At 70.6% G+C, this 24,419-nt stretch carries 26 protein-coding genes; 2 read left to right on the top strand and 24 right to left on the bottom strand.

Annotated elements, in window-relative coordinates:
- Positions 1-4: 4 nt before the first annotated feature.
- Genes H9L21_RS06830 through H9L21_RS06800 form a run of 7 tightly spaced genes read right to left on the bottom strand, consistent with a single transcriptional unit; the run spans position 5 to position 7,205 of the window.
- Positions 5-817 carry a shikimate dehydrogenase gene (locus H9L21_RS06830; RefSeq protein WP_154595150.1) on the bottom strand — a complete coding sequence of 271 codons (813 nt, stop codon included), beginning with the start codon at positions 815-817 and terminating at the stop codon, positions 5-7.
- Positions 810-1,949: an endolytic transglycosylase MltG gene (gene mltG, locus H9L21_RS06825; protein WP_154595151.1), complete on the bottom strand. Its 1,140-nt coding sequence runs from the start codon at positions 1,947-1,949 to the stop codon at positions 810-812. Before mltG ends, H9L21_RS06830 begins: the two co-directional genes overlap by 8 nt.
- Entirely contained in the window at positions 1,946-2,434 is a 489-nt protein-coding gene (ruvX, locus tag H9L21_RS06820) for a Holliday junction resolvase RuvX (RefSeq protein WP_154595152.1), read from the bottom strand. Before ruvX ends, mltG begins: the two co-directional genes overlap by 4 nt.
- Positions 2,431-5,088 (bottom strand): alanine--tRNA ligase, encoded by a 2,658-nt coding sequence (alaS, locus tag H9L21_RS06815; RefSeq protein ID WP_154595153.1) that lies wholly within the window; start codon positions 5,086-5,088, stop codon positions 2,431-2,433. Before alaS ends, ruvX begins: the two co-directional genes overlap by 4 nt.
- The gene (locus tag H9L21_RS06810) at positions 5,088-5,363 is read right to left on the bottom strand and encodes a DUF6167 family protein (RefSeq protein WP_154595154.1); all 276 of its coding nucleotides are present in this window, start codon (positions 5,361-5,363) and stop codon (positions 5,088-5,090) included. Before H9L21_RS06810 ends, alaS begins: the two co-directional genes overlap by 1 nt.
- Positions 5,360-5,833: a hypothetical protein gene (locus tag H9L21_RS06805; protein WP_154595155.1), complete on the bottom strand. Its 474-nt coding sequence runs from the start codon at positions 5,831-5,833 to the stop codon at positions 5,360-5,362. The genes H9L21_RS06810 and H9L21_RS06805 overlap by 4 nt, the downstream gene beginning before the upstream one ends.
- Before the next feature lie 10 nt (positions 5,834-5,843).
- Entirely contained in the window at positions 5,844-7,205 is a 1,362-nt protein-coding gene (locus H9L21_RS06800) for a replication-associated recombination protein A (protein WP_222865871.1), read from the bottom strand.
- 41 nt (positions 7,206-7,246) lie between these two features.
- On the opposite strand from H9L21_RS06800, the gene H9L21_RS06795 reads away from it, so the two are divergent.
- The gene (locus H9L21_RS06795) at positions 7,247-7,900 is read left to right on the top strand and encodes a hypothetical protein (RefSeq protein ID WP_154595156.1); all 654 of its coding nucleotides are present in this window, start codon (positions 7,247-7,249) and stop codon (positions 7,898-7,900) included.
- Here the strand turns inward: H9L21_RS06795 and H9L21_RS06790 are convergent.
- Genes H9L21_RS06790 through H9L21_RS06775 form a run of 4 tightly spaced genes read right to left on the bottom strand, consistent with a single transcriptional unit; the run spans position 7,897 to position 12,204 of the window.
- Positions 7,897-8,430 carry a DinB family protein gene (locus H9L21_RS06790; protein ID WP_154595157.1) on the bottom strand — a complete coding sequence of 178 codons (534 nt, stop codon included), beginning with the start codon at positions 8,428-8,430 and terminating at the stop codon, positions 7,897-7,899. The two genes, H9L21_RS06795 and H9L21_RS06790, sit on opposite strands and share 4 nt — an antisense overlap.
- On the bottom strand, positions 8,427-10,193 hold the full coding sequence (gene aspS, locus H9L21_RS06785; RefSeq protein ID WP_187411881.1) for an aspartate--tRNA ligase: 1,767 nt from the start codon (positions 10,191-10,193) through the stop codon (positions 8,427-8,429). The genes H9L21_RS06790 and aspS overlap by 4 nt, the downstream gene beginning before the upstream one ends.
- A complete protein-coding gene (hisS, locus tag H9L21_RS06780) occupies positions 10,190-11,512 on the bottom strand; it encodes a histidine--tRNA ligase (RefSeq protein WP_154595159.1) in 1,323 nt (440 codons plus the stop codon). The genes aspS and hisS overlap by 4 nt, the downstream gene beginning before the upstream one ends.
- A complete protein-coding gene (locus H9L21_RS06775) occupies positions 11,509-12,204 on the bottom strand; it encodes an MBL fold metallo-hydrolase (RefSeq protein WP_187411880.1) in 696 nt (231 codons plus the stop codon). Before H9L21_RS06775 ends, hisS begins: the two co-directional genes overlap by 4 nt.
- A 56-nt stretch (positions 12,205-12,260) precedes the next feature.
- On the opposite strand from H9L21_RS06775, the gene H9L21_RS06770 reads away from it, so the two are divergent.
- Positions 12,261-13,484, top strand: a complete 1,224-nt coding sequence (locus H9L21_RS06770) for a DUF349 domain-containing protein (protein ID WP_154595160.1) — start codon at positions 12,261-12,263, stop codon at positions 13,482-13,484.
- Positions 13,485-13,619: 135 nt separating this feature from the next.
- Here H9L21_RS06770 and H9L21_RS06765 read toward each other — a convergent pair whose 3' ends face one another.
- From H9L21_RS06765 to H9L21_RS06705, 13 genes are all read right to left on the bottom strand, one after another.
- The gene (locus tag H9L21_RS06765) at positions 13,620-15,944 is read right to left on the bottom strand and encodes a RelA/SpoT family protein (RefSeq protein WP_255467387.1); all 2,325 of its coding nucleotides are present in this window, start codon (positions 15,942-15,944) and stop codon (positions 13,620-13,622) included.
- Positions 15,945-16,071: 127 nt separating this feature from the next.
- Positions 16,072-16,602 (bottom strand): adenine phosphoribosyltransferase, encoded by a 531-nt coding sequence (locus H9L21_RS06760; protein ID WP_154595162.1) that lies wholly within the window; start codon positions 16,600-16,602, stop codon positions 16,072-16,074.
- Complete coding sequence (gene yajC, locus H9L21_RS06755; RefSeq protein WP_187411879.1) at positions 16,599-16,889, bottom strand: preprotein translocase subunit YajC; 291 nt, start codon at positions 16,887-16,889, stop codon at positions 16,599-16,601. Before yajC ends, H9L21_RS06760 begins: the two co-directional genes overlap by 4 nt.
- Before the next feature lie 10 nt (positions 16,890-16,899).
- On the bottom strand, positions 16,900-17,949 hold the full coding sequence (ruvB, locus tag H9L21_RS06750; protein ID WP_154596207.1) for a Holliday junction branch migration DNA helicase RuvB: 1,050 nt from the start codon (positions 17,947-17,949) through the stop codon (positions 16,900-16,902).
- Positions 17,950-17,957: 8 nt separating this feature from the next.
- On the bottom strand, positions 17,958-18,545 hold the full coding sequence (gene ruvA, locus H9L21_RS06745; RefSeq protein ID WP_154595163.1) for a Holliday junction branch migration protein RuvA: 588 nt from the start codon (positions 18,543-18,545) through the stop codon (positions 17,958-17,960).
- Positions 18,542-19,072 (bottom strand): crossover junction endodeoxyribonuclease RuvC, encoded by a 531-nt coding sequence (gene ruvC / locus H9L21_RS06740; RefSeq protein WP_154595164.1) that lies wholly within the window; start codon positions 19,070-19,072, stop codon positions 18,542-18,544. Before ruvC ends, ruvA begins: the two co-directional genes overlap by 4 nt.
- 130 nt (positions 19,073-19,202) lie before the next feature.
- Positions 19,203-19,598: a hypothetical protein gene (locus H9L21_RS06735; protein ID WP_154595165.1), complete on the bottom strand. Its 396-nt coding sequence runs from the start codon at positions 19,596-19,598 to the stop codon at positions 19,203-19,205.
- 24 nt (positions 19,599-19,622) lie between these two features.
- On the bottom strand, positions 19,623-20,381 hold the full coding sequence (locus tag H9L21_RS06730; RefSeq protein ID WP_154595166.1) for a YebC/PmpR family DNA-binding transcriptional regulator: 759 nt from the start codon (positions 20,379-20,381) through the stop codon (positions 19,623-19,625).
- A 44-nt stretch (positions 20,382-20,425) separates the two neighbouring features.
- Entirely contained in the window at positions 20,426-21,028 is a 603-nt protein-coding gene (gene pdxT, locus H9L21_RS06725) for a pyridoxal 5'-phosphate synthase glutaminase subunit PdxT (RefSeq protein ID WP_187411878.1), read from the bottom strand.
- Positions 21,029-21,061: 33 nt separating this feature from the next.
- Positions 21,062-22,516, bottom strand: a complete 1,455-nt coding sequence (locus H9L21_RS06720; RefSeq protein ID WP_154595167.1) for a signal peptidase I — start codon at positions 22,514-22,516, stop codon at positions 21,062-21,064.
- Entirely contained in the window at positions 22,516-23,202 is a 687-nt protein-coding gene (locus tag H9L21_RS06715; RefSeq protein ID WP_187411876.1) for a SipW-dependent-type signal peptide-containing protein, read from the bottom strand. Before H9L21_RS06715 ends, H9L21_RS06720 begins: the two co-directional genes overlap by 1 nt.
- Positions 23,195-23,851: a hypothetical protein gene (locus H9L21_RS06710; RefSeq protein ID WP_154595169.1), complete on the bottom strand. Its 657-nt coding sequence runs from the start codon at positions 23,849-23,851 to the stop codon at positions 23,195-23,197. The genes H9L21_RS06715 and H9L21_RS06710 overlap by 8 nt, the downstream gene beginning before the upstream one ends.
- On the bottom strand, positions 23,848-24,417 hold the full coding sequence (locus H9L21_RS06705; protein ID WP_154595170.1) for a signal peptidase I: 570 nt from the start codon (positions 24,415-24,417) through the stop codon (positions 23,848-23,850). Before H9L21_RS06705 ends, H9L21_RS06710 begins: the two co-directional genes overlap by 4 nt.
- Positions 24,418-24,419 lie beyond the last annotated feature (2 nt).

Raw genomic sequence — 24,419 nt, 5'->3', positions numbered from 1 at the left:
CACCCTAACGGCTGGCGAGCGCCTCCATGGCCGCTGTCACCAAGACGTCCGGTTGGACCGCCTCGCCGGTCATGAGCTCGATCTGCAGCACAGCCTGGTGGGCCAGCAGGTCGAGGCCGCTCACGAGCGGCCGGCCCTCGGACTGCGCCGACGCCATCAGCCCGGTGGGCCACGGGTCGTAGACGACGTCGAACACCGCGTCCGCCGTGCCCACGAAGGTGTGCTCGTGCCCCGCGATCGCCGCGCCGGGCACCGTCGAGACCAGCAGGTCGACGGACTCGGTCACGTCGACGTGGAACGGGACGACCGACACGGCCAGCCCCAGCTGCTCGATCGCCGCGGCCGTGCGGGCCGCCCGCGCCTGGTCGCGTACGCGCAGCTCGACCTCGCGTGCGCCGAGCCGCAGAGCGGCCAGGGCCATGGACGCCGCGGTCGCGCCGGCGCCGAGGATGCGCACCGTCGAGAGCGACTCCACGCCGACGTCGCGCAGGGCGTTGACCGCGCCGGGGACATCGGTGTTGACCGCGGACCAGCCACCATCGATCGCGACGAGCGTGTTGGCCACCCCGAGGGCCTCGACCTCCCGGTCGCGCCGAGCGGCGAGTGCGGCCGCCTCGCGCTTGAGCGGGGCCGTGACCGAGTAGCCCCGCCATCCCTCACGATGCTCGGAGACGAACTCGGTGAGCTCGCCCGCCTGCACGTCGAACGCGCCGTAGCTCCAGTCCAGGCCGAGCAGCCGGTAGGCCGCCCGGTGCATCGCCGGCGACAGCGAATGGGCGATGGGCGAGCCGACGACGGCGCACCTCACCTCAGCCACCGCACGAACCGGCGCCGTACTCTGCCTGACAGTCACGCGTGTGCTTGCCGAAGTCCTCGTTGTAGATGACCGAGCCGTCCTTCGTGGCGAAGAAGTACAGCCACGGACCCTGGGCGGGGTTGAGCGCCGCCTGGATCGAGGCCTCGCCGGGCGAGCCGATCGGTCCCGGGGGCAGGCCCGCGTGCTGGTAGGTGTTGTAGAGCGACGGGTTGGCGCGCTCCTCGGCCGTCGTCCAGACATCGCCCTTGCGCTCGCTGACGTACGAGACCGTCGAGTCCAGCTGCAGCGGCATGCCCTGCTCGATGCGGTTGTAGAGGACCCGCGCGATCTTGGCGTAGTCCTCGTCCTTCTGGCCCTCGTACTCCAGGATGCTGGCGACCGTGAGGACCTCCTCGCCCGACAGGCCCAGCGCGGGGGCGCGCGAGCCGATGTCGAGGTCCTTGGCCACCTTCAGCGTCTGCTTGACCATGCGCGACAACACGGCCTTGGCATCATCACCGGGCTCGACGAAGTACGTCTCGGGGTACAGGTAGCCCTCGGGGTTGCCGTTCGCGTAGTCCGGCAGGCCGATCGTGGCGGGATCGTCGAGCGCGGCCTCGAGGTCCTCGGCCTTCAGCTGGGTGTTCTTGGAGATGATCTCGACGATCTGCCCGACCCGGGCGCCCTCGGGGACCGTGAACTTGGCCTGGATGCGGGCGGAGGGGTCGACCAGCACGGTCAGCGCGGCCTCGGCCGACATCTGCTTGCGGAGCCGGTACGTGCCCGGCTGGACCTGCTGGGCGCGGCTGTCGCTGAGACTGAGTTGGTAGAACGCCTCGGAGGACTTGACCACGTCGTCCTTGGCCAGGATCCGGGCGATGTCGATGCCGCTGGCTCCCGAGGGGATGGTCACCTCGACGGTGCCCGTGCCCGAGCCGGAGTAGTCGTCGGCGCCGCCCATGCGGTCCATGACCTTCGTGACGACGACGTAGCCGCCGACGAGGATCGCGGCCACCGCGATGAGCGCGATGATGTTCTTCAAGCCCGACTTCTTCTTCGCGGGCGGCTCGGCCTTGCGCCGCGAACCGGGTCGGGAGGGCCGGGGCTCCTCCGGTCCGGTCAGCATCGTCAGACCGCCGTCGCCACCACTCATCCGTCGTTCCCTTCAGTCACGGCGACCACCTCGCCGGAGGCGGTCCCCCGCGTCTTCTCGGCGTCGATCGCCGACTGCAGAATCACCACGGCAGCCGCCTGATCGATGACCGCACGAGACGACTTCGTCGTCCGTCCGCTCGCGTGCAGCTGGGCCTGGCCCGCCACGGTCGAGAGACGTTCATCGACCAACCGTACCGAAACGCCCGGCATCGCTGCATGGACCGCCGCCGCGAGGGTGTCGGCGAACGCCCTCACCTTGACGGCGGCAGGGCCTTCGCGACCCGACATCCCGAGCGGCAGGCCGACGACGACCTCGAGCACCTCGTACTCCTGCGCCAGGGCCACGAGACGAGCGATCGACTGCGGTCCGGCGGGCACCGTCTCGACCGGCGTGGCGATCATCCCGTCGGGGTCGCACGACGCGACCCCGATCCGGGCATCCCCCACGTCGACGCCGAGCCGGCGTCCTCGGCGCCAGGTCATCCGCGCAGGGCCTCCCGGACCGCGCCGAACGCGGGCTCGATGCCACCGAGGTCCGTGCCGCCGCCCTGGGCGACGTCGGCCTTGCCGCCGCCGCGTCCGCCGATGTGCTGGCCCACGACCGTGATCAGCTGCTGCGCCGAGAGGCCACGGTCGACCGCCTGCGGGTTGAGCGCCACGACGGCCGACGGCTTGTCACCGGCGGTGCCGACGACCACGACGACCGCGGGGCGGTCCTGCAGGCGACCACGGATGTCGAGCGCGAGCTGACGCACGTCACCGCCGCCGACGCCCTCGGCACGGTGACCGACGAACGCGACACCGTCGACGTCCACCGCGGCCGCGGCGATGTCGCCGGCCGCACCCTGCAACTGAGCGCTCTTGATCTTCTCGAGCTCCTTCTCGGTCGCCTTCAGGCGCGAGACGAGGTCGTTGACCTTCGCGGGCACGTCGTCGGGCTTGGCCTTGAGCATCTCGGTCAGCTGCGAGACCAGGTCGCGCTCACGGGCGAGGTACTCGAAGCCCTCGATGCCGACGAACGCCTCGACGCGGCGGTGGCCGGCGCCGACGGACGTGTCGGACGTCAGGACGACGGTGCCGATCTGGCTCGAGCGCTCGACGTGGGTGCCGCCGCACAGCTCGCGCGACCAGGGGCCGCCGATCTCGATGACGCGCACCTGCTCCCCGTAGGTCTCGCCGAACAGCGCCAGGGCACCGAACTCCTTGGCCTCGGGCAGGCTCATCCAGTGCTGCGAGACCTGCAGGTCCTCGCGCAGGGCCCGGTTCGAGACGTGCTCGACCTGGTGCAGCTGCTCGGGATCGAGCGCACCGCCCCAGCCGAAGTCGAGGCGCAGGTAGCCCGGACGGTTGTACGAGCCGGACTGCAGCGCCGTCGGGCCGAGCACCTCGCGCAGCGCCGCGTGCACGACGTGCGTGCCCGAGTGCGCCTGACGGGCACCGAGGCGCCAGTCGTGGTCGACCTCGGCGGACAGGTCGGCGCCCGTGGTCAGCTCGCCGGACTGGACCCGGACCTGGTGGACGACCAGACCGCGGATGGGCCGCTGGACGTCGAGGACCTCGGCCTGGCCGCCGTCCCAGCGCAGCATGCCGGCGTCGGCGTTCTGGCCGCCGGACTCGGCGTAGAAGCCCGTGCGGTCGAGGACGACCTCGCCGACCTGTCCCTCGGACAGGACGGGGACCTGCGCGCCGCCGGACAGCAGCGCCAGCACCTTGGACTCGGTGATGAGGTTCGTGTAGGCCAGCCAGTCCGTCGGCCCGAAGGCGTCGATCGTCTGGCGGTAGATCGTCGTGTCGGCGTGGACGCCCTTCTTGGCCTTCGCGTCGGCCTTGGCGCGGGCCCGCTGCTCGGCCATGAGCGCCCGGAAGCCCTCCTGGTCGACCGACAGGCCCTGCTCCTGCGCCATCTCCAGCGTCAGGTCGATCGGGAAGCCGTAGGTGTCGTGCAGCGCGAACGCCTGGTCGCCGCTGAGCACCGTGCCGCCGGACTTCTTGGTCTCGCCCGCAGCGACGTCGAAGATCTGCGTGCCCTTGCCCAGGGTCTGGCGGAACGCCTCCTCCTCGGCGTAGGCGATCTGGCTGATCCGGGCGAAGTCGGTCTCCAGCTCGGGGTACGACGCCTTCATGCGATCGAGGCTGACCGGCAGCAGCTCGGGCAACGCGGGGTCGTCGTAGCCCAGCAGGCGCATCGAGCGGACCGCGCGGCGCAGCAGGCGGCGCAGCACGTAGCCGCGCGACTCGTTGCCCGGCGTGACGCCGTCGCCGATCAGCATCAGGCTGCTGCGGACGTGGTCGGCGATGACGCGGAAGCGCACGTCGTCGTCGTGGTCGGCCCCGTAGGCCCGGCCGCTGAGCTCGGCGGCCTTGGCGATCACGGGGTAGACCTCGTCGATCTCGTACATGTTCTCCTTGCCCTGCAGGAGGTACGCGACGCGCTCGAGGCCCATGCCCGTGTCGATGTTCTGCTGCGGCAGGGGTCCCACCACGTCGAACTTGTCCTTCGCGGTGACGTTGGTGATCTCCTCCTGCATGAAGACCAGGTTCCAGATCTCCAGGAACCGGTCCTCGTCGGCTTCGGGACCGCCGTCGGGGCCGTACTGCGGGCCGCGGTCGACGTAGATCTCCGAGCAGGGGCCGCCCGGACCCTCGACGCCCATGTGCCAGTAGTTGTCCAGCAGGCCGCGGTTCTGGATGCGCTCGTCGGGCAGCCCGGCGACCTTCTTCCACAGCTCGCGCGACTCGGTGTCGGTGTGCAGGACCGTGACCCAGATCTTGTCGGGATCGAAGCCCAGGCCGCCGTCGTCGACCGAGTTGGTGATGAGCTCCCAGGCGTGCCGGATCGCACCTTCCTTGAAGTAGTCACCGAAGCTGAAGTTGCCGTTCATCTGGAAGAACGTGCCGTGGCGGGTGGTCTTGCCGACCTCCTCGATGTCGAGGGTGCGCACGCACTTCTGCACGCTCGTGGCACGGTCGAACGGGGGCGTCTCCTGGCCGAGGAAGTACGGCTTGAACGGGACCATGCCGGCGTTGACGAACAGCAGGTTCGGGTCATCGAACAGCAGCGGGGCCGAGGGCACGACCGTGTGGCCGGCGTTCTCGAAGTGGGACAGGAATCGGCGCCGGATCTCAGCGGTCTCCATCAGGGAAGTTCCTTCGGTTCAGAGGGTTCGGTGGGCTCGGGCAGGGCGAGCCGGAGTTCGGGATCGGAGGCCAGCACGTGGGTGCGCAGCTGGTGCTCCTTGGCGTTCATGCCCTCGTGCATCTCGGCCCGGAAGGCTCGCACCCCGGAGCCGAGGGCCGCGGCCTGGTCGATCAGGCCCGGCATCGACAGCCGGTAGGCCGCACGCTTGGCCTTGACGCTGGAGTAGACGCCGGCGGCGGCACCGGCGACGAACCAGACGACGCGGGCGCTCATGAGCCCACCCAGTCTCGTCCGCCGGCGGGCGGCGGACCGTTGGTGGCGCGGGCGGCCGCGCGCGCGGCACGTTGACGCGCTCGCTTGCGGGCCCGGTACTCACGACGCATGAGCCCCAGGATCCGGTCACGGCTCTCGGGGCGCAGCGCGTGCGCCAGCCCGGCGGCCACGATGTTGAGCCGCACGGCGGGCCGGGTCATGGTGGCCGCGACGACCTGGTCCTGGGTCGGCTGGACGATCACGCGGCCCTCGACGACCCGGACGACCTCGGCCGACGGCGCCTCCTCGACCTGCGCCACCGGCTCCGGCACGGGAGCCGGCTCGGTCACGACCAGGGCGGCTCGGTCCTCGCGGGCCTCGCGATTCACGGCCTTGATCTGGCGCAGGGCGCGCACGGTGACGACGGCAGCGACGACCGCGACGACGGCCAGCACGGCCGTGACGACGAGGATCACCCACTGCACGGACATGGGAACGAGGTTACCGGTCCCGGACGATCGCGCGGATTCGGGCGAGTCGCTCGGCGATCGCCCCTTCGGCCCCGTGCGGTCCCGGCTCGTAGTAGTCCGAGCCGTCGACGTCGTCGGGCGCGTACTGCTGCGGCACCACGCCCCGGGTGTCGTCGTGGGGGTACACGTAGTCGTGACCGTGGCCCAGCTTCTTGGCCCCGGCGTAGTGGGCGTCGCGCAGCGCCGGTGGCACCGCGCCGACCTTGCCGGCCCGGACGTCGGCCATCGCGGCGTCGATCGCGCGGATGACGGCGTTCGACTTCGGCGCCGTCGCGAGGTGGATGACCGCCTGCGCGAGGGGGATGCGCGCCTCGGGGAAGCCGATCATCGCGACCGCCTGCGCCGTGGCCGTGGCCATCGGCAGCGCCGTCGGGTCGGCCATGCCGATGTCCTCGCTGGCGTGGATCATCAGCCGGCGGGCGATGAAGCGCGGGTCCTCCCCCGCCTCGATCATCCGCGCCAAGTAGTGCAGCGCCGCGTCAACGTCGGAGCCGCGGATCGACTTGATGAAGGCACTGGTGACGTCGTAGTGCTGGTCGCCCTGGCGGTCGTACCGCACGGCGGCCTTGTCGACCGCCAGTGCCGCGTCGTCGAGGGTGATCTCGGCGTGGCCCTGATCGATGGCGGCTCCGGCGGCCGCCTCGAGGTAGGTCAGGCCGCGGCGGCCGTCGCCACCGGCGAGCCGCACCAGGTGGTCGCGCGCGTCGTCGGCGATCGTGAGTTTGCCGCCGAACCCCCGCTCGTCGGTCATGGCCCGGTCGAGCAGGACGGCGATGTCGTCGTCGGTCAGGGGCTGGAGCGTGAGCAGCAGCGAGCGGCTCAGCAGCGGCGAGATGACGCTGAAGTGCGGGTTCTCAGTCGTGGCCGCCACGAGGCTGACCCACCGGTTCTCGACACCGGGCAGCAGCGCGTCCTGCTGGGCCTTGCTGAAGCGGTGGACCTCATCGACGAAGAGGACGGTCTCCTTGCCCCGCGACAGCGCCTGGCGCGCGCCGGCGATGACCTCGCGGACCTCCTTGACGCCCGCGCTGACCGCCGAGACCTCGACGAAGCGCCGGTCGGTCTGGTGGCTGATCAGGCTCGCGAGCGTCGTCTTGCCGGTGCCGGGCGGCCCCCACAGCAGGACGGTCAGCGGCGCGTTGCCCTCGATCATCCGGCGCAGCGGCGAGCCCGGTGCCAGCAGGTGCTGCTGCCCCACCAGCTCGTCGAGCGACTGCGGCCGCATCCGCACCGCGAGGGGTGCGCTGGAGTGGACGTTCCCTGCGAGGGATCCGCTCGAGTCGCGCCGGGGACCTCCGGTCGTCTCCGGTAGGTCAAAGAGTCCGTCGGTCACTGTACGAGCCTACTGGCGTCTGTCAGGGAGAATGGGCCGCGATGAGCATGTTCCTCCTCGTGCCCAGTCCCCTGCTCGGCCCGGCCACCTGGCGGCCCGTGCAGTCCTGGCTGCACGACCGGGGTCACGCGGCCGCGGTGGTGGACTTCGGCACGCAGTCGAGGACGCCCGAACGGGTGCGCGACGCGATCGTCAGGTCGGCCGCGGGCGGCCCGGTCACCCTCGTCCCCCACAGCAACGCGGGCCTGCATGCACCGCGGCTCAGCACCGTGCTCGACGTGGAGCGCACCATCTACGTCGATGCTGCCCTGCCTCTCGGCGTCGGGCCCAGGACGTCGCTGGCCCCGGAGCCCATCCTGGACCTCCTGCGCGGTCTCGTCGGGCCGGACGGGCACCTGCCCCCGTGGACGGACTGGTGGCCGAACATCGCCGATCTGTTCCCCGACCGGCGCACGTTCGAGACCGTGGCGGCCGAGCAGCAGCGGCTGCCCCTGTCGTACTTCACGAGCACGGTGCCGGTCCCTGCCGGGTGGTCCGAGCGCCCAGCCGCCTACCTCGCCTTCGGCGACACCTACGCCGCGGAACGCCGGTTCGCCCGGGAGGCGGGCTGGCCCACGATGACCCTGGACGGCGGTCACCTGCACCAGTTGATCGATCCGGCCGCGGTGGGTGCTGCGATCGAGGAGGTCGCCTAGTCCCCGGTGCGACCGTCGATGGACTCGCGCAGCAGGTCGGCGTGCCCGTTGTGGCGCGCGTACTCCTCGATCATGTGGACCAGCAGCTCGCGGATCGAGATCGTGCCACTGCCGTGGGGCAGCTCGCGACCGAGGTCCGTGTCGTCGAGGACCTCGAGCCACTCCTCGGCTCGGGCGATCTGCAGGCGCAACGCCCCGAACGCCTCATCGACGCACTCCTGCGTCCCGACGGCGCCGGTGAAGTCGGCATCCCGGTCGTCGGCCTCGAGGAACAGCGGCTCCTCGTCGGACTGCTGGGCGACCCGGACGAACCAGTGGTGCTCGACGTACGCGAGGTGGCGCACGAGACCGAGCAGCGACAGCGTGCTGGGCGGCACGCTGCGCTGCGCCAGCTGCTCCGGGGAGAGCCCGTCGCACTTCAGCTGCAAGGTCAGCCGGTGGTAGGCCAGGTACTCGGCGTACGTGGCCAGCTCACCGACCGGCTTGCCCTGAGGGCGCGGGTCCTCCTCCGGAGGCAGCCAGGTGCTCATGCCTGCTTCTCGTCCTCGTCCTCGTCCGGGGTGGCGTCGACGCCGGCCTCGGCACGCTGCTCGGGCGTGATGGGCGCGGGGGCCGCGGTCAGCGGGTCGTAGCCGCCGCCGGACTTCGGGAACGCGATGACCTCGCGGATCGAGTCGGCGCCGGCCAGCAGCGCGACCGTGCGGTCCCAGCCGAAGGCGATGCCGCCGTGCGGCGGGGCGCCGTACTTGAACGCCTCGAGCAGGAAGCCGAACTTCTCCTGGGCCTCCTCATTGCCGATGCCCATGATCTCGAAGACGCGCTTCTGGACGTCCTCGCGATGGATACGGATCGAGCCGCCGCCGACCTCGTTGCCGTTGCAGACGATGTCGTAGGCCTGGGCCAGGGACTCGCCCGGCGTCGCGAGGGTCGCGGGATCCTGGGGCGCCGTGAACGCGTGGTGCACGGCGGTCCACTCGCCCCCGCCGACGGCCACGTCACCGGAGTCGAGCTCGCTGACGGACTCGAACATGGGCCAGTCGACGACGAAGCAGAAGGCCCAGGCGTCCTCGGGGATGAGGTTCTCGCGCTTGGCGATCTCGATGCGCGCGGCACCGAGCAGCTGGCGCGAGCTCTTGACCGGGCCGGCCGAGAAGTACACGGCGTCGCCGGGCTTGGCACCGACGGCCTCGACCAGACCCTCGCGCTCGGCGTCGGACAGGTTCTTGGCGACCGGACCGGTCAGGGTGCCGTCCTCCTGGACCAGCACGTAGGCCAGGCCACGGGCACCGCGCTGCTTGGCCCACTCCTGCCAGCCGTCGAGCGTGCGGCGGGCCTGCGAGGCGCCGCCGGGGTGCACGACCGCGCCGACGTAGGGCGCCTGGAACACGCGGAACGGCGTGTCCTTGAAGTAGTCGGTCAGCTCGACCAGCTCGAGGTCGAAGCGCAGGTCGGGCTTGTCCGAGCCGTACTTGCTCATCGCGTCCGCGTAGGTGATGCGCGGGAACGGCGTGGGCAGATCGACGTCGATCAGCTTCCACAGCGCGACGTAGATCTCCTCGGCCAGCGCCATGACGTCGTCGGGATCGACGAAGCTCATCTCGATGTCGAGCTGGGTGAACTCGGGCTGGCGATCGGCGCGGAAGTCCTCGTCGCGGTAGCAGCGCGCGATCTGGTAGTACCGCTCGAGGCCGCCGACCATGAGCAGCTGCTTGAACAGCTGCGGGCTCTGCGGCAGCGCGTACCAGGAGCCGGGACGCAGACGCGCCGGCACGAGGAAGTCGCGGGCGCCCTCGGGCGTGGAGCGGGTCAGCGTGGGTGTCTCGACCTCGACGAAGTCGTGACCCTCCAGCACCCGGCGCGCCGTGGCGTTGACCTTCGAGCGCAGCCGCATCGCGTGGGCCGGGGCGGGGCGGCGCAGGTCGAGGTAGCGGTGCTTGAGACGCGCCTCCTCCCCCACCTCCACGTGCTCGTCGATCGGGAACGGCAGCGGCTCGGACCTCGAGAGGATCTCGACGTCGTCGGCGATGACCTCGATCTCGCCCGTGGGGATCGCGGGGTTCTCGTTGCCCTCGGGACGGCGCTGGACCGTGCCGGTGACCTTGATGCAGAACTCGTTGCGCAGCTGGTGGGCGACGTCCTCGCGGACGACGACCTGGGCGACGCCGCTGGCCTCGCGGAGGTCGATGAAGGCGACTCCACCGTGGTCGCGGCGGCGCGCGACCCAGCCGGCGAGCGTGACGCTCTCGCCGATGTTCGCGGCGGTCAGGGTCCCGGCGTCATGGGTGCGGATCACGCTGTCGTCTCCTTGTGGGTCACCTGCGGTCGCAGGTCGGTCTCGGGGGGTGTCCAGGCGTCGGGATCGGCCGACACCTGCTCACCGGTGCGGATGTCCTTGGCCTGGTGTCCGTCATCGTTGACGAACCAGACGAAGGGGATGCCGCGGCGCTCGGCGAAGCGGATCTGCTTGCCGAACTTCTGGGCGTTGGGGGCGACCTCGCAGGCGATGCCGCGGGCCCGCAGCTGCTGGGCGATCGCGTCGCTCTCGGGGCGGGACGCCTCGTCGTTGACGGCTACCAGGACCACCGACGGCACCGACCGGCTGGCGGTGATGCCGCTGGTCGTGAGGGTCGACAGCAGGCGGGAGACGCCGATCGACAGGCCGACACCGGGGTAGGTGCGCTTGCCGTCGCTGGCGAGCTGGTCGTAGCGGCCGCCGGAGCAGATCGAGCCCAGGGCCGGGAACTCCGCCACCCGGGTCTCGAAGACCGTGCCGGTGTAGTAGTCCAGTCCGCGCGCGATGCGCAGGTCGGCGGTGACGGTCACACCCTCGACAGTGGCACACCCCGCGATGACGGCCTCCAGCTCGGCCAGTCCCTCGTCCAGCATCGGGTGCTCGACACCCAGGTCGCGGACGCGCTGGACGAACGACGTGTCGGTCGTGATGATCTCGGCCAGTCCCAGGCAGCGGTTCGCCTGGTCCTCGGACAGTCCCAGCTCGCCCAGCAGGTCGGCGATCTTGTCGCCCGTCAGCTTGTCGAGCTTGTCGATGACCTGCATGACGGCGGTCGGCTGCTCGATGCCCAGGCCGAGGTAGAAGCCCTCGAGCACCTTGCGGTTGCTGACCTGCAGCGTCATCGACAGGCCGGGGATCGGCAGACCCGCCAGCGCCTCGGCCATGACGCGGGCCACCTCGACGTCGAAGTGGAACGGCAGCGTGCCGTCGCCGACGATGTCGATGTCGGCCTGGGTGAACTCGCGGAAGCGGCCGGCCTGCGGGCGCTCGCCCCGCCAGACCTTCTGGATCTGGTAGCGGCGGAACGGGAACTGCAGGTGACCGGCGTTCTCGACGACGTAGCGCGCGAACGGCACCGTGAGGTCGAAGTGCAGCGCCAGCTCGGAGGCCTCGGACTCGTCGGCGTGCAGGCGCCGGACGGCGTAGACCTCCTTGTCGATCTCGCCCTTGCGCAGCAGCGTCTCGAGAGGCTCGACCGCGCGGGTCTCGATGTTGGCGAAGCCGTGCAGCTCGAAGACGCGGCTCAGGTGGTCGAGCACGGCGCGCTCGACGTTGCGCTCGGCGGGGAGGAACTCGGGGAAGCCGGACAGCTTGCTCATGCCATCAGCTCCAGCAGGAAGGGGTTGGTCTGCTTCTCGCGACCGATCGACGACTGCTGGCCGTGGCCGGGCAGCACCACGACGTCGTCGGGCAGCGTGAGGATCTTGCTCTGCAGGCTGCGCAGCATCTCGGCGTGGTCGCCACCGACCAGGTCGGTGCGGCCGATGGAGCCGAAGAACAGGAAGTCGCCCGAGAACATGATCTGCGAGACGGGCTCGGGGCCGATGTAGTCGACGCGGTACGCGACGGTGCCCGGCGTGTGTCCCGGGCAGTGGTCGACGGTGATCGTCAGGTCGCCCACCTCGATCGTGGCGCCGTCGACGGCGTCGCGGACGTCGGCCGGCTCGCCGAACTGCGACGGATCGATGTCGCCGATCTGCTCGCGCAGCATCGCGGCGGACTCGTTCGAGATCGCGGCCATCGGGTCGGCGAGCAGGTGGCGGTCGGCCGGGTGGATCCACAGCGGGCAGCCGAACTCGTCGGCGACCTGCTTGGCGTCCCACATGTGGTCGAAGTGTCCGTGCGTCACAAGGACGGCGGCGGGTCGCAGTTCATGCTCGGCGACGACCGCGCGCACCCCCTCGGCGGACTGCTGGCCCGGGTCGACGATGGCGCACGGTTGGCCCGGTCCCGAGGCGACGAAATAGCAGTTCGCCTGCAGTGGTCCGGCGGGGAAGGCGGTGAGAAGCACGCCTGTCAGGGTACGCGAGGACGCCACCGTGCCGCGAACCTCCTAGACTGACCGCCATGAGCGACTGGGGCCGTGTGGACGCAGATGGAAACGTCTACGTCAAGGAGGGTGACGGCGAGCGGCTGATCGGACAATGGGTGACCGGCGGAGACGCCGACGAGGCGCTCGCGTTCTACACGCGACGGTTCGAGAACCTCGAGACCGAGGTGAACCTGCTGGAGAAGCGCATCGAGGCCGGCACGGTGTCGCCCGACGACGCCACGAAGGCGATCGCGACGATCCGCGAGCAGCTCGTCGACGCCCAGGCGGTCGGCGACCTCGCCTCGCTGTCGACGCGCCTCGACGCCCTCGAGCCCTCCCTCGGTGAGCTGCGTGCCAAGCGCAAGGCCGAGCGCGAGCAGCGCACCGCCGAGGCCACCGAGGCCAAGACCCGCATCGTCGACGAGGCCGAGAAGATCGGCGCCGGCCAGGACTGGCGCAACGGCGCCGACCGGCTGCGTGCGCTCCTCGACGAGTGGAAGGCGCTCCCCCGGCTCAGCAAGTCCGCCGACGACGAGCTGTGGCACCGCTTCTCGACCGCGCGCACCGCGTACACGAAGAAGCGCAAGGCCCACTTCGGCGAGCAGAGCGAGCGCCGCGAGAAGGCCCAGAAGATCAAGGAGAAGCTGATCGAGGAGGCCGAGGCCCTCTCGAACTCCACCGAGTGGGGCGCGACCTCGAGCGCCTACCGCGACCTCATGCAGCGCTGGAAGGCCGCCGGCTCGGCTCCCCGCAACGTCGAGGACAAGCTCTGGAAGCGCTTCCGCAGCGCCCAGGACGTCTTCTTCTCGGCCCGCGAGGCCGCCAACGCCGCCGAAGAGGCCGAGTTCGCCGAGAACGCGGTCGCCAAGCGCGAGATCCTCGTCGAGGCCGAGGCACTGCTGCCGATCAAGGATCTGGACTCGGCTCGTCGCGCCTGGCACGACATCGCCGACCGCTGGGAGGCCGCCGGCAAGGTCCCGCGCGACCAGATCAAGGAGCTCGAGGGCCGCATCCGCGTCGTCGAGAAGGCGATCCGCGACGCCGGCGACCAGGAGTGGAAGCGCACCGACCCCGAGAAGTCGGCCCGCGCGGACGACATGATCACCAAGCTCGAGGACGCCATCGCCGCGATCGAGGCCGACCTGGCGAAGGCCGAAGCGGCCGGCGACCAGAAGAAGATCAAGGACCTGCGCGAGAACCTCGAGTCGCGTCAGGCCTTCCTCGACATCGCCAAGCGCACCGCGTCCGACTTCAGCTGACGTCGCTCCCCCGCCCCGCTGATCTCGATACGCGGGCTCGTTCCTCGCCCTGCTACTCGATCACCTGTGCCGCTGCTCCGCTGATCGAGTGCGGGCGAGCGCAGCGAGACCGTGTATCGAGATTGGTCCGGCGAGCTACTGGGTGACGCGGTAGGCGTCGAAGACGCCCGGCACGTTGTTGACGGCCTTGAGCACCGATCCCAGGTGCTTGGCGTCGCCCATCTCGAACGTGAAGCGGCTCTTGGCCACGCGGTCGCGGCCGGTGCTGAGCGTCGCCGACAAGATGTTGACGTGCTGGTCCGAGATCACTTTGGTGATGTCGGACAGCAGGTGCGGCCGGTCGAGGGCCTCGACCTGCATCGCGACGAGGAACGTCGTCTTGGTGTTCGCGACCCACCGCACGTCCACGACGCGCTCGGTCTGCGCCGCCAGGCCCTTGAAGTTGGCGCAGTCGGTGCGGTGCACCGAGATGCCGGAGCCGCGCGTGACGAATCCGCGGATGTCGTCGCCCGGGACCGGCGTGCAGCAGCGCGCCAGCTTGACCAGCATGTCGCCCGAGACGCCCACGACCTCGACGCCGGCGTCGCCGCGCATCCTCGAGGACGGGCGGCTGGAGCGCACGGGCATCGCGGTGGCCTCGGCGGCCTCCTCCTCGGCTCCCTCGCGTCCGCCGGCCAGGTCGATGACCCGGTCGACGACGTTCTGGGCACCGACGTTGCTCTCGCCGACCGCCGCGAACAGGGTGGAGACGTCGGCGTAGCCCATCTCCTTGGCCACCGTGTCGAGGTTCGCCTGCCGGAACAGGCGATGCATCGGCAGACCCTCCTTGCGCATCTGCTTGGCGATGAGGTCCTTGCCGTGGTCGATGGCCTCCTCGCGGCGCTCCTTCGTGAACCACTGGCGGATCTTGTTGCGCGCCCGCGGGCTCTTGACGAAGTCGAGCCAGTCACGGCTCGGCCCGGCGGTGGGCGACTTGGACGTGAAGATCTCGACGACGTCGCCGCTCTGCAGCTCGGACTCCAGCGAGACGAGCCGGCCGTTGACGCGGGCTCCGACGCACGTGTGCCCCACCTCGGTGTGCACGGCGTACGCGAAGTCGACCGGAGTGGCCCCGGCCGGAAGCTGGATCAGGTCGCCGCGCGGCGTGTAGGCGTAGACGCCCGCGTTCTGCATCTCGAAGCGCAGGGAGTCCAGGAAGTCGGTGGAGTCCTCGGTCTCGGACTGCCAGTCGACGAGCTCGCGCAGCCACACCATCTCGTTGCCGCTGGGGCCGTCCTTGCCGGCCTTGCCGCCGACGGCGGCCAGCGACTCGGCCTTGTACTTCCAGTGCGCGGCGACACCGAACTCGGCGCGGCGGTGCATCGCGTAGGTGCGGATCTGCAGCTCGACGGGCTTGCCCTGCGGGCCGATCACCGTCGTGTGCAGCGACTGGTACATGTTGAACTTCGGGACGCTGATGTAGTCCTTGAAGCGGCCCGGGATCGGGTTCCAGCGGGCGTGCAGGACGCCCAGCACGGCGTAGCAGTCGGCGACGTCCTCGACGAGGATGCGCACGCCGACGAGGTCGAAGATGTCCGAGAACTCGCGGCCGCGGACCAACATCTTCTGGTAGATCGAGAAGTAGTGCTTGGGCCGGCCGGTGACGCGGGCCTTGATCTTGGCGTGGCCCAGGTCGGAGTTGACGTCGCGGATGACGCGCTCGAGGAACGCCTCACGCGACGGCGCGCGCTCGGCGACGAGTCGCACGATCTCGTCGTAGACCTTGGGGTACAGCGTCGCGAACGCGAGGTCCTCGAGCTCCCACTTGATCATGTTCATGCCCAGCCGGTGCGCCAGCGGGGCGAAGATCTCGATCGTCTCGCGCGCGATGCGCTCCTGCTTGTCCTGACGCAGGTAGCGCAGCGTGCGCATGTTGTGCAGCCGGTCGGCCAGCTTGATGACCAGGACGCGGATGTCGCGCGCCATGGCGACGACCATCTTGCGGATGGTCTCGGACTGGGCCGAGTCGCCGTACTTGACCTTGTCCAGCTTGGTGACGCCGTCGACCAGGTGGACGACCTCGTCGCCGAAGTCCTTGCGCAGCTGCTCGATCGTGTAGGGGGTGTCCTCGACCGTGTCGTGCAGCAGCGCGGCGCACAGCGTGGGCGCCGTCATGCCGAGCTCGGCGAGGATGGTGGCCACGGCGAGCGGGTGCGTGATGTACGGGTCGCCGCTCTTGCGCTTCTGGCCCTCGTGCATCGCCGCGGCGACCTCGTAGGCCTTCTGGATCGACGTGACGTCACCCTTGGGATGGGTGTCGCGGTAGATCTTGATCAGCGGGTCGAGGACCGGGTTTCCTCCGCCGGTGGACTTGCCGCCGATACGGGCGAGCCGGCTGCGCACGCGCGCGGACGTGCGCGCCGAGTCCGGATTCTTGGACTCGGTCGCCTTGATCGGCGCGCCCTCGGTGCGGTCAGCCACGCATGCCTCCTTCAGTCCATTCTACGGAGGCGGCGTCACATGGCGCCGGTGATCACCGTCGCCAGCACGCCCAGCAGGAGCGCGGCGATGGCGATGATGGCGACGATCCGGACGGTGCGCTGACTCATCAGTACTCCAACAGGGCGGTCAGGGGAACGCCGGCGAGCACGTCGCGGCCTCCCAGGGCGGGCAACTCGATCAGGACGAGCGCGCCGGCGACCTCGGCCCCCGCGCGCTCGAACAGCCGGACGGCGGCGGCCAGGGTGCCGCCGGTGGCCAAGACGTCGTCGACGATGAGCACCCGGGCACCCTCGGTGACGGCGTCGGCGTGGATCTCGATGACGGCCTCGGCGTACTCGAGCGCATAGGCCTCGGTGAGCCGCGCGGCCGGCAGCTTGCCGGCCTTGCGGACCGGCACGAGGCCGGTGCCGAGCGCTTCGGCGATCAACGGCGCGAGCAGGAAGCCGCGCGCCTCGACGCCCGCGACGACGTCGATCGGGCCGAGAGCGCGAGCGGCGTCCACGAGGGCCTCCACCGTCGCGGCGAGTCCTGCGGGATCGGCCAGCAGCGGGGTGATGTCGCGGAACGTGACACCGTCCTCGGGCCAGTCCTCGATCGCGCGGATCAGACGCGATGCCACCTGCTGGAAGTCGGTCATTCCGTCGGCTCCGTCGGCTCGTTCGGCTGCGCGACCTCGGCGACCGCGGCGCGCGCGACGGTGACGACGACGCCCGGGGCGATCTCGAGGCCGATGGTGTCGTCGTCCAGGCTGCGGACGGTGCCGTGGATGCCGCTGCTGATCATGACCCGAACGCCGGGCTGGAGGGCGTCCTGCATCTGCCGCAGGGCGGTGAACTGCTTCTGACGCTCACGCATGGGGCGGATGATGAGCAGGAAGAAGACGAGGGCCAGTAGGGCCAAGGGGATGAAGTCAGCGGCAGTCACCGCATGAACTCTAGTCGGCCGCGTCGAACGGCAGTTGCCCGGCGCCCGCCTCAGGCGGTGCCGTGAGGCCGAGGTGGCGCCATGCCGCCGCCGTGGCGACCCGGCCGCGCGGGGTCCGCGCGAGGAAGCCCAGCCGGACCAGGAACGGCTCGGCCAGCTCCTCGACGGTCTCGCGCTCCTCTGCGACCGCGACGGCGAGCGTGGTGATGCCCACCGGTCCCCCGCCGAAGTTGCGGCACAGCGCGTCGAGCACCGCTCGGTCGAGGCGGTCCAGGCCCAGCTCGTCGACCTCGTACAGGTCGAGCGCGGCCCGGGCGACCCGGTGGTCGACCACGCCGTCGGCGCGCACCTCGGCGTAGTCGCGCACGCGCCGCAGCAGCCGGTTGGCGATCCGGGGTGTCCCCCGCGACCGCGATCCGATCTCGGCCGAGGCGTCCTCACTGATCTGCAGGCCGAGAAGGTCGGCCGAGCGGCGCACGATGCGGTCGAGGTCGGCCGCCTCGTAGTAGTCCAGCTGGGCCGTGAACCCGAACCGGTCGCGCAGCGGCCCCGGCAGCAGCCCGGCTCGTGTCGTGGCACCCACGACGGTGAAGGGCGGGATCTGCAGCGGGATCGCGGTGGCGCCAGGCCCCTTGCCGACGATGACGTCGACGCGGAAGTCCTCCATCGCCATGTAGAGCAGCTCCTCGGCGGGCCGGGACATGCGGTGGATCTCGTCGATGAAGAGCACGTCGCCCTCGTTGATCCCCGAGAGGATCGCGGCGAGGTCGCCGGCGTGCTGGATCGCCGGGCCGCTCGTGAGCCGCAAGGGCGCGGAGAGCTGGTTGGCGATGATCATCGCGATCGTGGTCTTGCCCAGGCCGGGCGGACCGGACAGCAGCACGTGATCGGGCGTGCGGTCGCGCGCGACCGCCGCGTCGAGCACCAGGGCCAGCTGCTCGCGCACGCGCTCCTGGCCGATCAGCTCGTCGAGCGTGCGAGGGCGCAGCGCCTGCTCGAACGCGCTGTCCTGCGGCCCGGCCGCCTCGGCGACGATCGACTCGAAGTCCGATCCCTCCATGTCCATGCTCACCGGCCTCGGTCCATCGATCGCAGGGCGTCACGCAGGATCGTGGAGACGTCCGGCTCGTCGCCGACGCCGGCGGCCACCCGGTCGATGGCCGCGTCGGCGTCCTTGGCCGACCAGCCGAGCCCGACGAGCGCCTCGTGGACCTGGTCGCGCCAGCCGGAGACGGCGGGCGCGGACGTGCTGGAGGCGACGGCGACCCGGTCCTTGAGCTCGACGACGATCCGCTCGGCGCCCTTGCGCCCGATGCCGGGCACCTTGGTCAAGGTGGCGTGGTCCGACGACGCGATCGCGGTGCGCAGCCGCTCCGGCGGCAGGACGGCGAGCATGGCCTGGGCGACCTTCGGCCCGACGCCGCTGGCGGTCTGGACGAGCTCGAACATGTCGCGCTCCTGCGCGTCGGCGAAGCCGTAGAGGGTCATCGAGTCCTCGCGCACGACCATCGAGGTCCACAGCGTGGCCTCCTGCCCGATCCTCAGGTCGGCGATCGTCGAGGGCGTGCACATGACGTGGTAGCCGACGCCGCCCAGATCGAGGACGGCCGAGTTGAGCGAGACGGTGGCGACGGTCCCCCGCACGTGCGCGATCATCGTGCCGTCCCCGCCGCCGCGACGGCCGCGGCCAGACGGCTCTGGGCCCCACCGCGCCACAGGTGGCAGATCGCCAGCGCGAGCGCGTCGGCCGCATCGGCCGGCTTGGGCGGAGCGTCGAGACGCAGCAGGCGCGCGACCATGGCGGCCACCTGGGCCTTGTCGGCGCGACCGCTGCCGGTGACGGCGGCCTTGACCTCGGACGGCGTGTGCAGCTGCACGGGGACACCGTGGCGCGCCGCGACGAGCATCGCGACGGCGCTGGCCTGGGCGGTGCCCATGACGGTGCTGACGTTGTGCTGGCTGAAGACCCGCTCGACGGCGACGACGTCGGGCCGCAGCCGGACGACGAGTTCGTCCAGGGCGCGCTCGAGACGCAGCAGTCGCTTGGCGAGGTCGAGATCGGCGGGCGTGCGCACGACACCGACGTCGACGAGGTCGAGCGGACGGCCCACGCTGCCCTCGACGACGCCGATGCCGCACCGGGTCAGGCCGGGGTCGACACCGAGCACACGAAGGGAACGCATGTTCGACACCCTATGCGGTCGTCCCAGTCCCGTTCGGGTGCCACGCCGGTCCCGAGATTTGCTCCCAAACTGACTTTTCAGACCCTCTGAGAGGTGGAAATGGGAGCAAATCTCGGGGCGGACGGGGAGTTCAGCCGGTGAGCTGGGCGTCGGGTGTGCGCGAGATCTCCTCGGCGAGCTCGTCGGCGACGCGGCGCGCGGCGGCCCGCCCGGCGACGAGGGTGCGATACCGGGGCTCGGGCGAACCGTCGCGCAGCAGCTCGACCGGGTACCGCGCAAACAGGACCCAACCGGCGAACACCAGGGCCGGCACGAGCAGCAGGACCCACGCCCGGTCGCTCTTGACCAGGACCGGGCTGAGCATGCCGAGCAGCAACAGGCCGACGACGACCAGCAGCGGTCCGAACCCGCTCCCGTCGTCGGTGCCGCCACCGACGACGAGGTCGCCGTCGCGCCCCCGCAGGCCCGGACGCGCCACGCGCACGGTCCACCCGACGCCGTCGGGGGTGCGCACGTGACGATCCATGGCCACATCATGGCCGAGCCGGGATCAGAGGTCGGCCATGACCTCGTCCGGCGCGTCGAAGTTGGCGTAGACGTTCTGCACGTCGTCGCTGTCCTCGAGCGCGTCGATCAGCCGGACCACCTTGCCGGCCCCCTCGGCGTCGACCTCGACGGTGACGCTGGGCACGAACGAGGCATCCGCGGAGTCGTAGTCCAGTCCGGCGTCCTGCAGCGCGGTGCGGACGGCGACGAGGTCACCGGGCTCACACAGCACCTCGAAGCTGCCGTCGTGGTCGTTGACCTCCTCGGCCCCCGCATCGAGCACGGCCATCAGGACGTCGTCCTCGTTGGTCGGCCCGCCCTCCTGCTCGGCCGGGACGATGATGATGCCCTTGCGGTTGAACATGTACGAGACCGATCCGGGATCGGCCATCGTGCCGCCGTTGCGGGTCATCGCGGTGCGGACCTCCATGGCGGCCCGGTTCTTGTTGTCGGTGAGGCACTCGATCAAGAACGCGACGCCGTTCGGGCCGTAGCCCTCGTACATGATCGTCGTGTAGTCGACTCCCCCGCCGTCGGCGCCACCGCCACGCTTGACCGCGCGGTCGATGTTGTCGTTGGGGACCGACTGCTTCTTCGCCTTCTGGATGGCGTCGTACAGCGTCGGATTGCCGTCGGGGTCAGGTCCACCAGTACGCGCCGCCACCTCGATGTTCTTGATGAGCTTGGCGAAGAGCTTGCCGCGCTTGGCGTCGATCGCGGCCTTCTTGTGCTTGGTGGTCGCCCACTTGGAGTGGCCGGACATGGCGTTCTCCTTCTTCCTGGTGGCGCCCCGTCACGACCGGTGAGTCACGACTGGGCGATGAACTCGACGAAGCTGCGGTGGACGCGATCGTCGCCCGCCATCTCCGGGTGGAACGACGTTGCCATGATGTTGCGCTGTCGAACGGCCACGATCTTACCGTCGGCCTCGCCCCCGCGAACGCGCGCGAGGACCTCGACGCCCGATCCGGCCGACTCGACCCACGGCGCGCGGATGAACACCGCGTGCACGGGCTCGTCCATGCCACTGAACTCCAGCTCGGTCTCGAAGGAGTCGACCTGGCGTCCGAAGGCGTTGCGGCGGACCACGATGTCGAGGCCGCCGAAGGTCTCCTGCCCGTCCGTGCCGTCCTCGATCTTCTCGGCGAGCATGATCATCCCGGCGCAGGTGCCGAAGGTGGGCATGCCGCCGCGGATGCGCTCAGCCAGCGGATCGAAGAGGTCGAAGATGCGCGCCAGCTTGCCCATGGTGGTCGACTCGCCCCCGGGCAGCACGAGGGCGTGACAGCGGGCCAGCTCCTCGGGCCGACGCACGGGCAGCGCGTCGACGCCCGCACGGTCCAACGCGGCGAGGTGCTCGCGCACGTCACCCTGCAGGGCGAAGACACCGACGGTGGGAGCAGCGTTCACGCGGCGAGTGTAGTCACCGCGTCGACCCGGCCGTCAGTCGACCGTGAAGCGGATCGTGCGCTCGGTTGTCGCCCGGGTGGGCGAGGCGTTGTCGGTGATCCGCAGGTAGAGGGTGTAGTCACCGGACTGGTTGAACGTCGTCCGGGGGCCACCCGAGCCGAGCGGCACGCGCCACGTGACCGTCGAGCCGGAGGTGTTCGGCACGTCCGGACTCGTCGTCGGCGTGCGCCACGTGCCGCAGCCCGCGAGGTAGAAGCCCGGCGGCAGAGCGGTGCCGATCTTCGGGTCCCAGCACTGGGTGCCGAGCCAGTTCGCACGCTGCAGGCGGTACTCCACGCTGGAGATGCCGTTGGGGTCGACAGCCGTGCCGCACGGCGCGGGGAGGCTGAGGCACGCTAGACCGACCGCGACGTCGACGGCCTTCGTCGACGGATAGGTGATGCCCTCCAGCGGCGCCGCGATCGTCAACGTCGGCGGCAGGTTGATGTCGCCGCAGCGCACTGTCGTCGCGTCGACGGTCACCTCGGTCTGGCGGTCCGAGGTCGACAGCCAGGCACTGGTGGCCGAGCCCTTGAGCTTGGACCGTCCCGAGATCATGTACGTTCCGGCGGCGAGCGATTCGCCGTTCGCCAGCGTCGCACGCGTGATCTTGGTGGTGACCACCGAGCCGACCGTGGGGTTGCTCGGCGCGACCGTCAGGAACGCACGGGTGGAGATCGCACCTCCCTTCGGTCCGCGGTACCAGACCATGTCGTACCGCGCCGACGTGAGCTTGTAGCGCAGGGTGACCGATCCGTCGGCGTTGTTCGTGCACGGGGACGTGTCCCAGTCGAAGATGCGCACCTGGTGTGCCTGGATCGTGCCCGCCTCGAAGGTCGAGTTGTCGACGAAGTACGCCTCCGTTGTCGGAGGCGGGCTGAGCGTGCCGGCACCCAGGCCCACCGCCGCCACGACGACGGCGATCCCGGCCCCGACCCCCGGGCGCTGCTGTCCCGTTCCGGGGCGGCGGAAGAAGCTTCCGATGAGCAGCGCGACCAGGATGCCCGCGACGAACATCGCCCACGGGCTCGCCAACCAGTTCGCGAGGTAGCCCAGGTAGGGCACGTCGAAGAACACCCGGTCGACCTCGGTGACGACGTACGGCTCCTCGTCCGGGCTCTGGTTGGCGTCGCCCTGCAGGACGAGGCTGACCTGATCGTCCGCTCCTCGATCGACCTTCACGACGCGGTGCGTCACGCGGACGCCGTCGGAGCCGATGACCGAGACGATGTCACCGGTCGCGAGGTCCTTCGCCTCGACGCTCCTGGCCAGTGCGAGCGCGCCGGCGTCGATGGCCGGCGACATCGAACTGGAGCGGAAGATCAACGGCTGGACGCCGGCGACCACCGTCGCGAGACCGAGCACCAGGGAGATCACACCGAGGACCGCCGCCACCCAGAGCACGGCATTGCCGACACGAGCCGCGGCTCTTTGCAGACGAGGCTCCATCACGTCGTCCCGACCTGCTTGCCGGTGAGGACGACCTTGATCGTCGTGGACTTGCCCTGGATGCTGTTGGGCGCCTCGGCGGCCAGGCCGGCCAGTATGCAGACCTGGATGGACGCGCCGGGGACCAGGCTGACGGCTCGGTTGTTGGGCGTCACGTGCGCCGGCGTCGTGGACAACGCGTGGCCGGCCCACCACGCCTCGGTGCCGTTGTCGCAGTGGCCCTTGCGGTTCACGGCCTCGCGGGTGCCGTCGTTCCGGGCCGCGGCGCCGAGCCAGGTGGACGCCTTGAGGTGCGTGCCCAGGTCGTTCGAGGCGGAAGTGCCCACTCCGGTGAACGTCAGCGGGGTCGTGCCGACGTTGCGCAGGTGCAACTCCATCGCGACGGACTCCCCGGGCGAGACGTTGTCGAGCTGGAGCACCGAGTAGTTCCACGGCTGATCCAGACCGATCGCCTGCCACTGGATCTCGTCGGTGACCGGGTGCCGGCCGCCCAGCTGCAGATCGAGGCTGCCGGCCTCGATCTTGCCGGTCGTGAAGGTGGCGGTGTCGGCCCAGTACGCCGTGGTGCCGACGGCGGCGAAGCCCAGGACCAGCCCGAGCGACAGCAGCATCCGCACCTGCACCGAGGCGATCCGGCGCCACGCGGTGCGCAGGCGGGCACGGCCCTTCGTCATGGATTCATGCATGTTCGTCATCTCCCTCGCGCCGTCCGGCGGCCATGAAGGCCGCGCCGACGGCAGTGGCCGCAGCGGCCAGCCAGATCAGTATGGCGGGTGTCGAGGCACCCGTTCGGGACAACCAGCCGTCGGACCGACCGGATTCGCCGCCGTCACCGGCCTCGGCACTGGCGCCCGCGACGCCTTCGTCGGCATCGGTCAGGCGCAGGCCGAGCGTCAGGTTCAGCCGACTCGCCTGCGAGACGTTCGTGGACGCGGGTTCGAGCTTGGCCCGGACGTCGACGCGGACGGCGGAGCCGGGCCGCAGACTCTCCTGCGTCATCTCGCCGGACGGCCGACCGTTGCGCAGCGTGAACCACTTCCCCTGGACTCGCGCACGCATCGTCACGTCACCACCGGCCCACAGGTCGTCACCATCGTCGGAGCGCACCGTGGCGACGAGCCGGGCGTGGGTAAGAGCCTGGTTACGGACGTAGAACGAGACCGTCCGCGTGTCTCCGGGCACCCAGCGGGTGCCGGGGTCGAAGAGCGGCTCCGTGAGTGTCGCGGACCAACGCCGCCCATCGCGACTCACACCGATCTCGTCTGCAGCCGCCGCCGGGGCGACGGCGGACAGGATCAGCGCGGCCGAGACCGCGGCCGGCGCGAAGCGCCTCATCGGTCCGACTCCGTGCGACGCCGGGAGACCCGGCCGCGCAGCGCGCCACCGAACATCCATGCGGCGTACAGACCCAGGCCGCCGGCCACCACGTAGACCGCGGTGTTCCGCCGCTCCTGGCCGATCGCGTTGCCCATCCATCCGAGTCCGGGAACCGAGTACCAGACCACTCCCCTGATCTGGACCGGTTGGACCGGCGCGAGGTCGTCGGCGCTGTTGGCATCGCCCCTCGTGGTGAAGGACGGCTGCCCGTCCGAGCCGAGGGCGACCGCGACCACGCGGTGCGTCACGACGGTCGGCTCACCGGACGTCAACTGGTAGGTGATCACCGAGCCGATGCCGATCTCCTCGGCGGGCGTCGGCTTGACGACGACGAGCGTGCCCGGCGGGTACTTCGGCTGCATGGAGCCGGTCAGGATCGTGTAGGGCGTCGCGCCCCCGATCCTGGGGATGAGCACACCGACCGTGACGGCCGAGGCGGCCACGAGGATGACGACCCAGGCGAGCGCCTGGCCTGCCCACCACAGCGCCGTGGGGCGCCTGCGGTCGGTCGTGGTTGTCGTCATGC

It is taken from the genome of Aeromicrobium senzhongii (genome assembly GCF_014334735.1).
Taxonomy (GTDB): domain Bacteria; phylum Actinomycetota; class Actinomycetes; order Propionibacteriales; family Nocardioidaceae; genus Aeromicrobium; species Aeromicrobium senzhongii.
The sequence above is the reverse complement of the archived record's forward strand: the minus strand, read 5'-3'. Positions and strand labels throughout refer to the sequence as shown.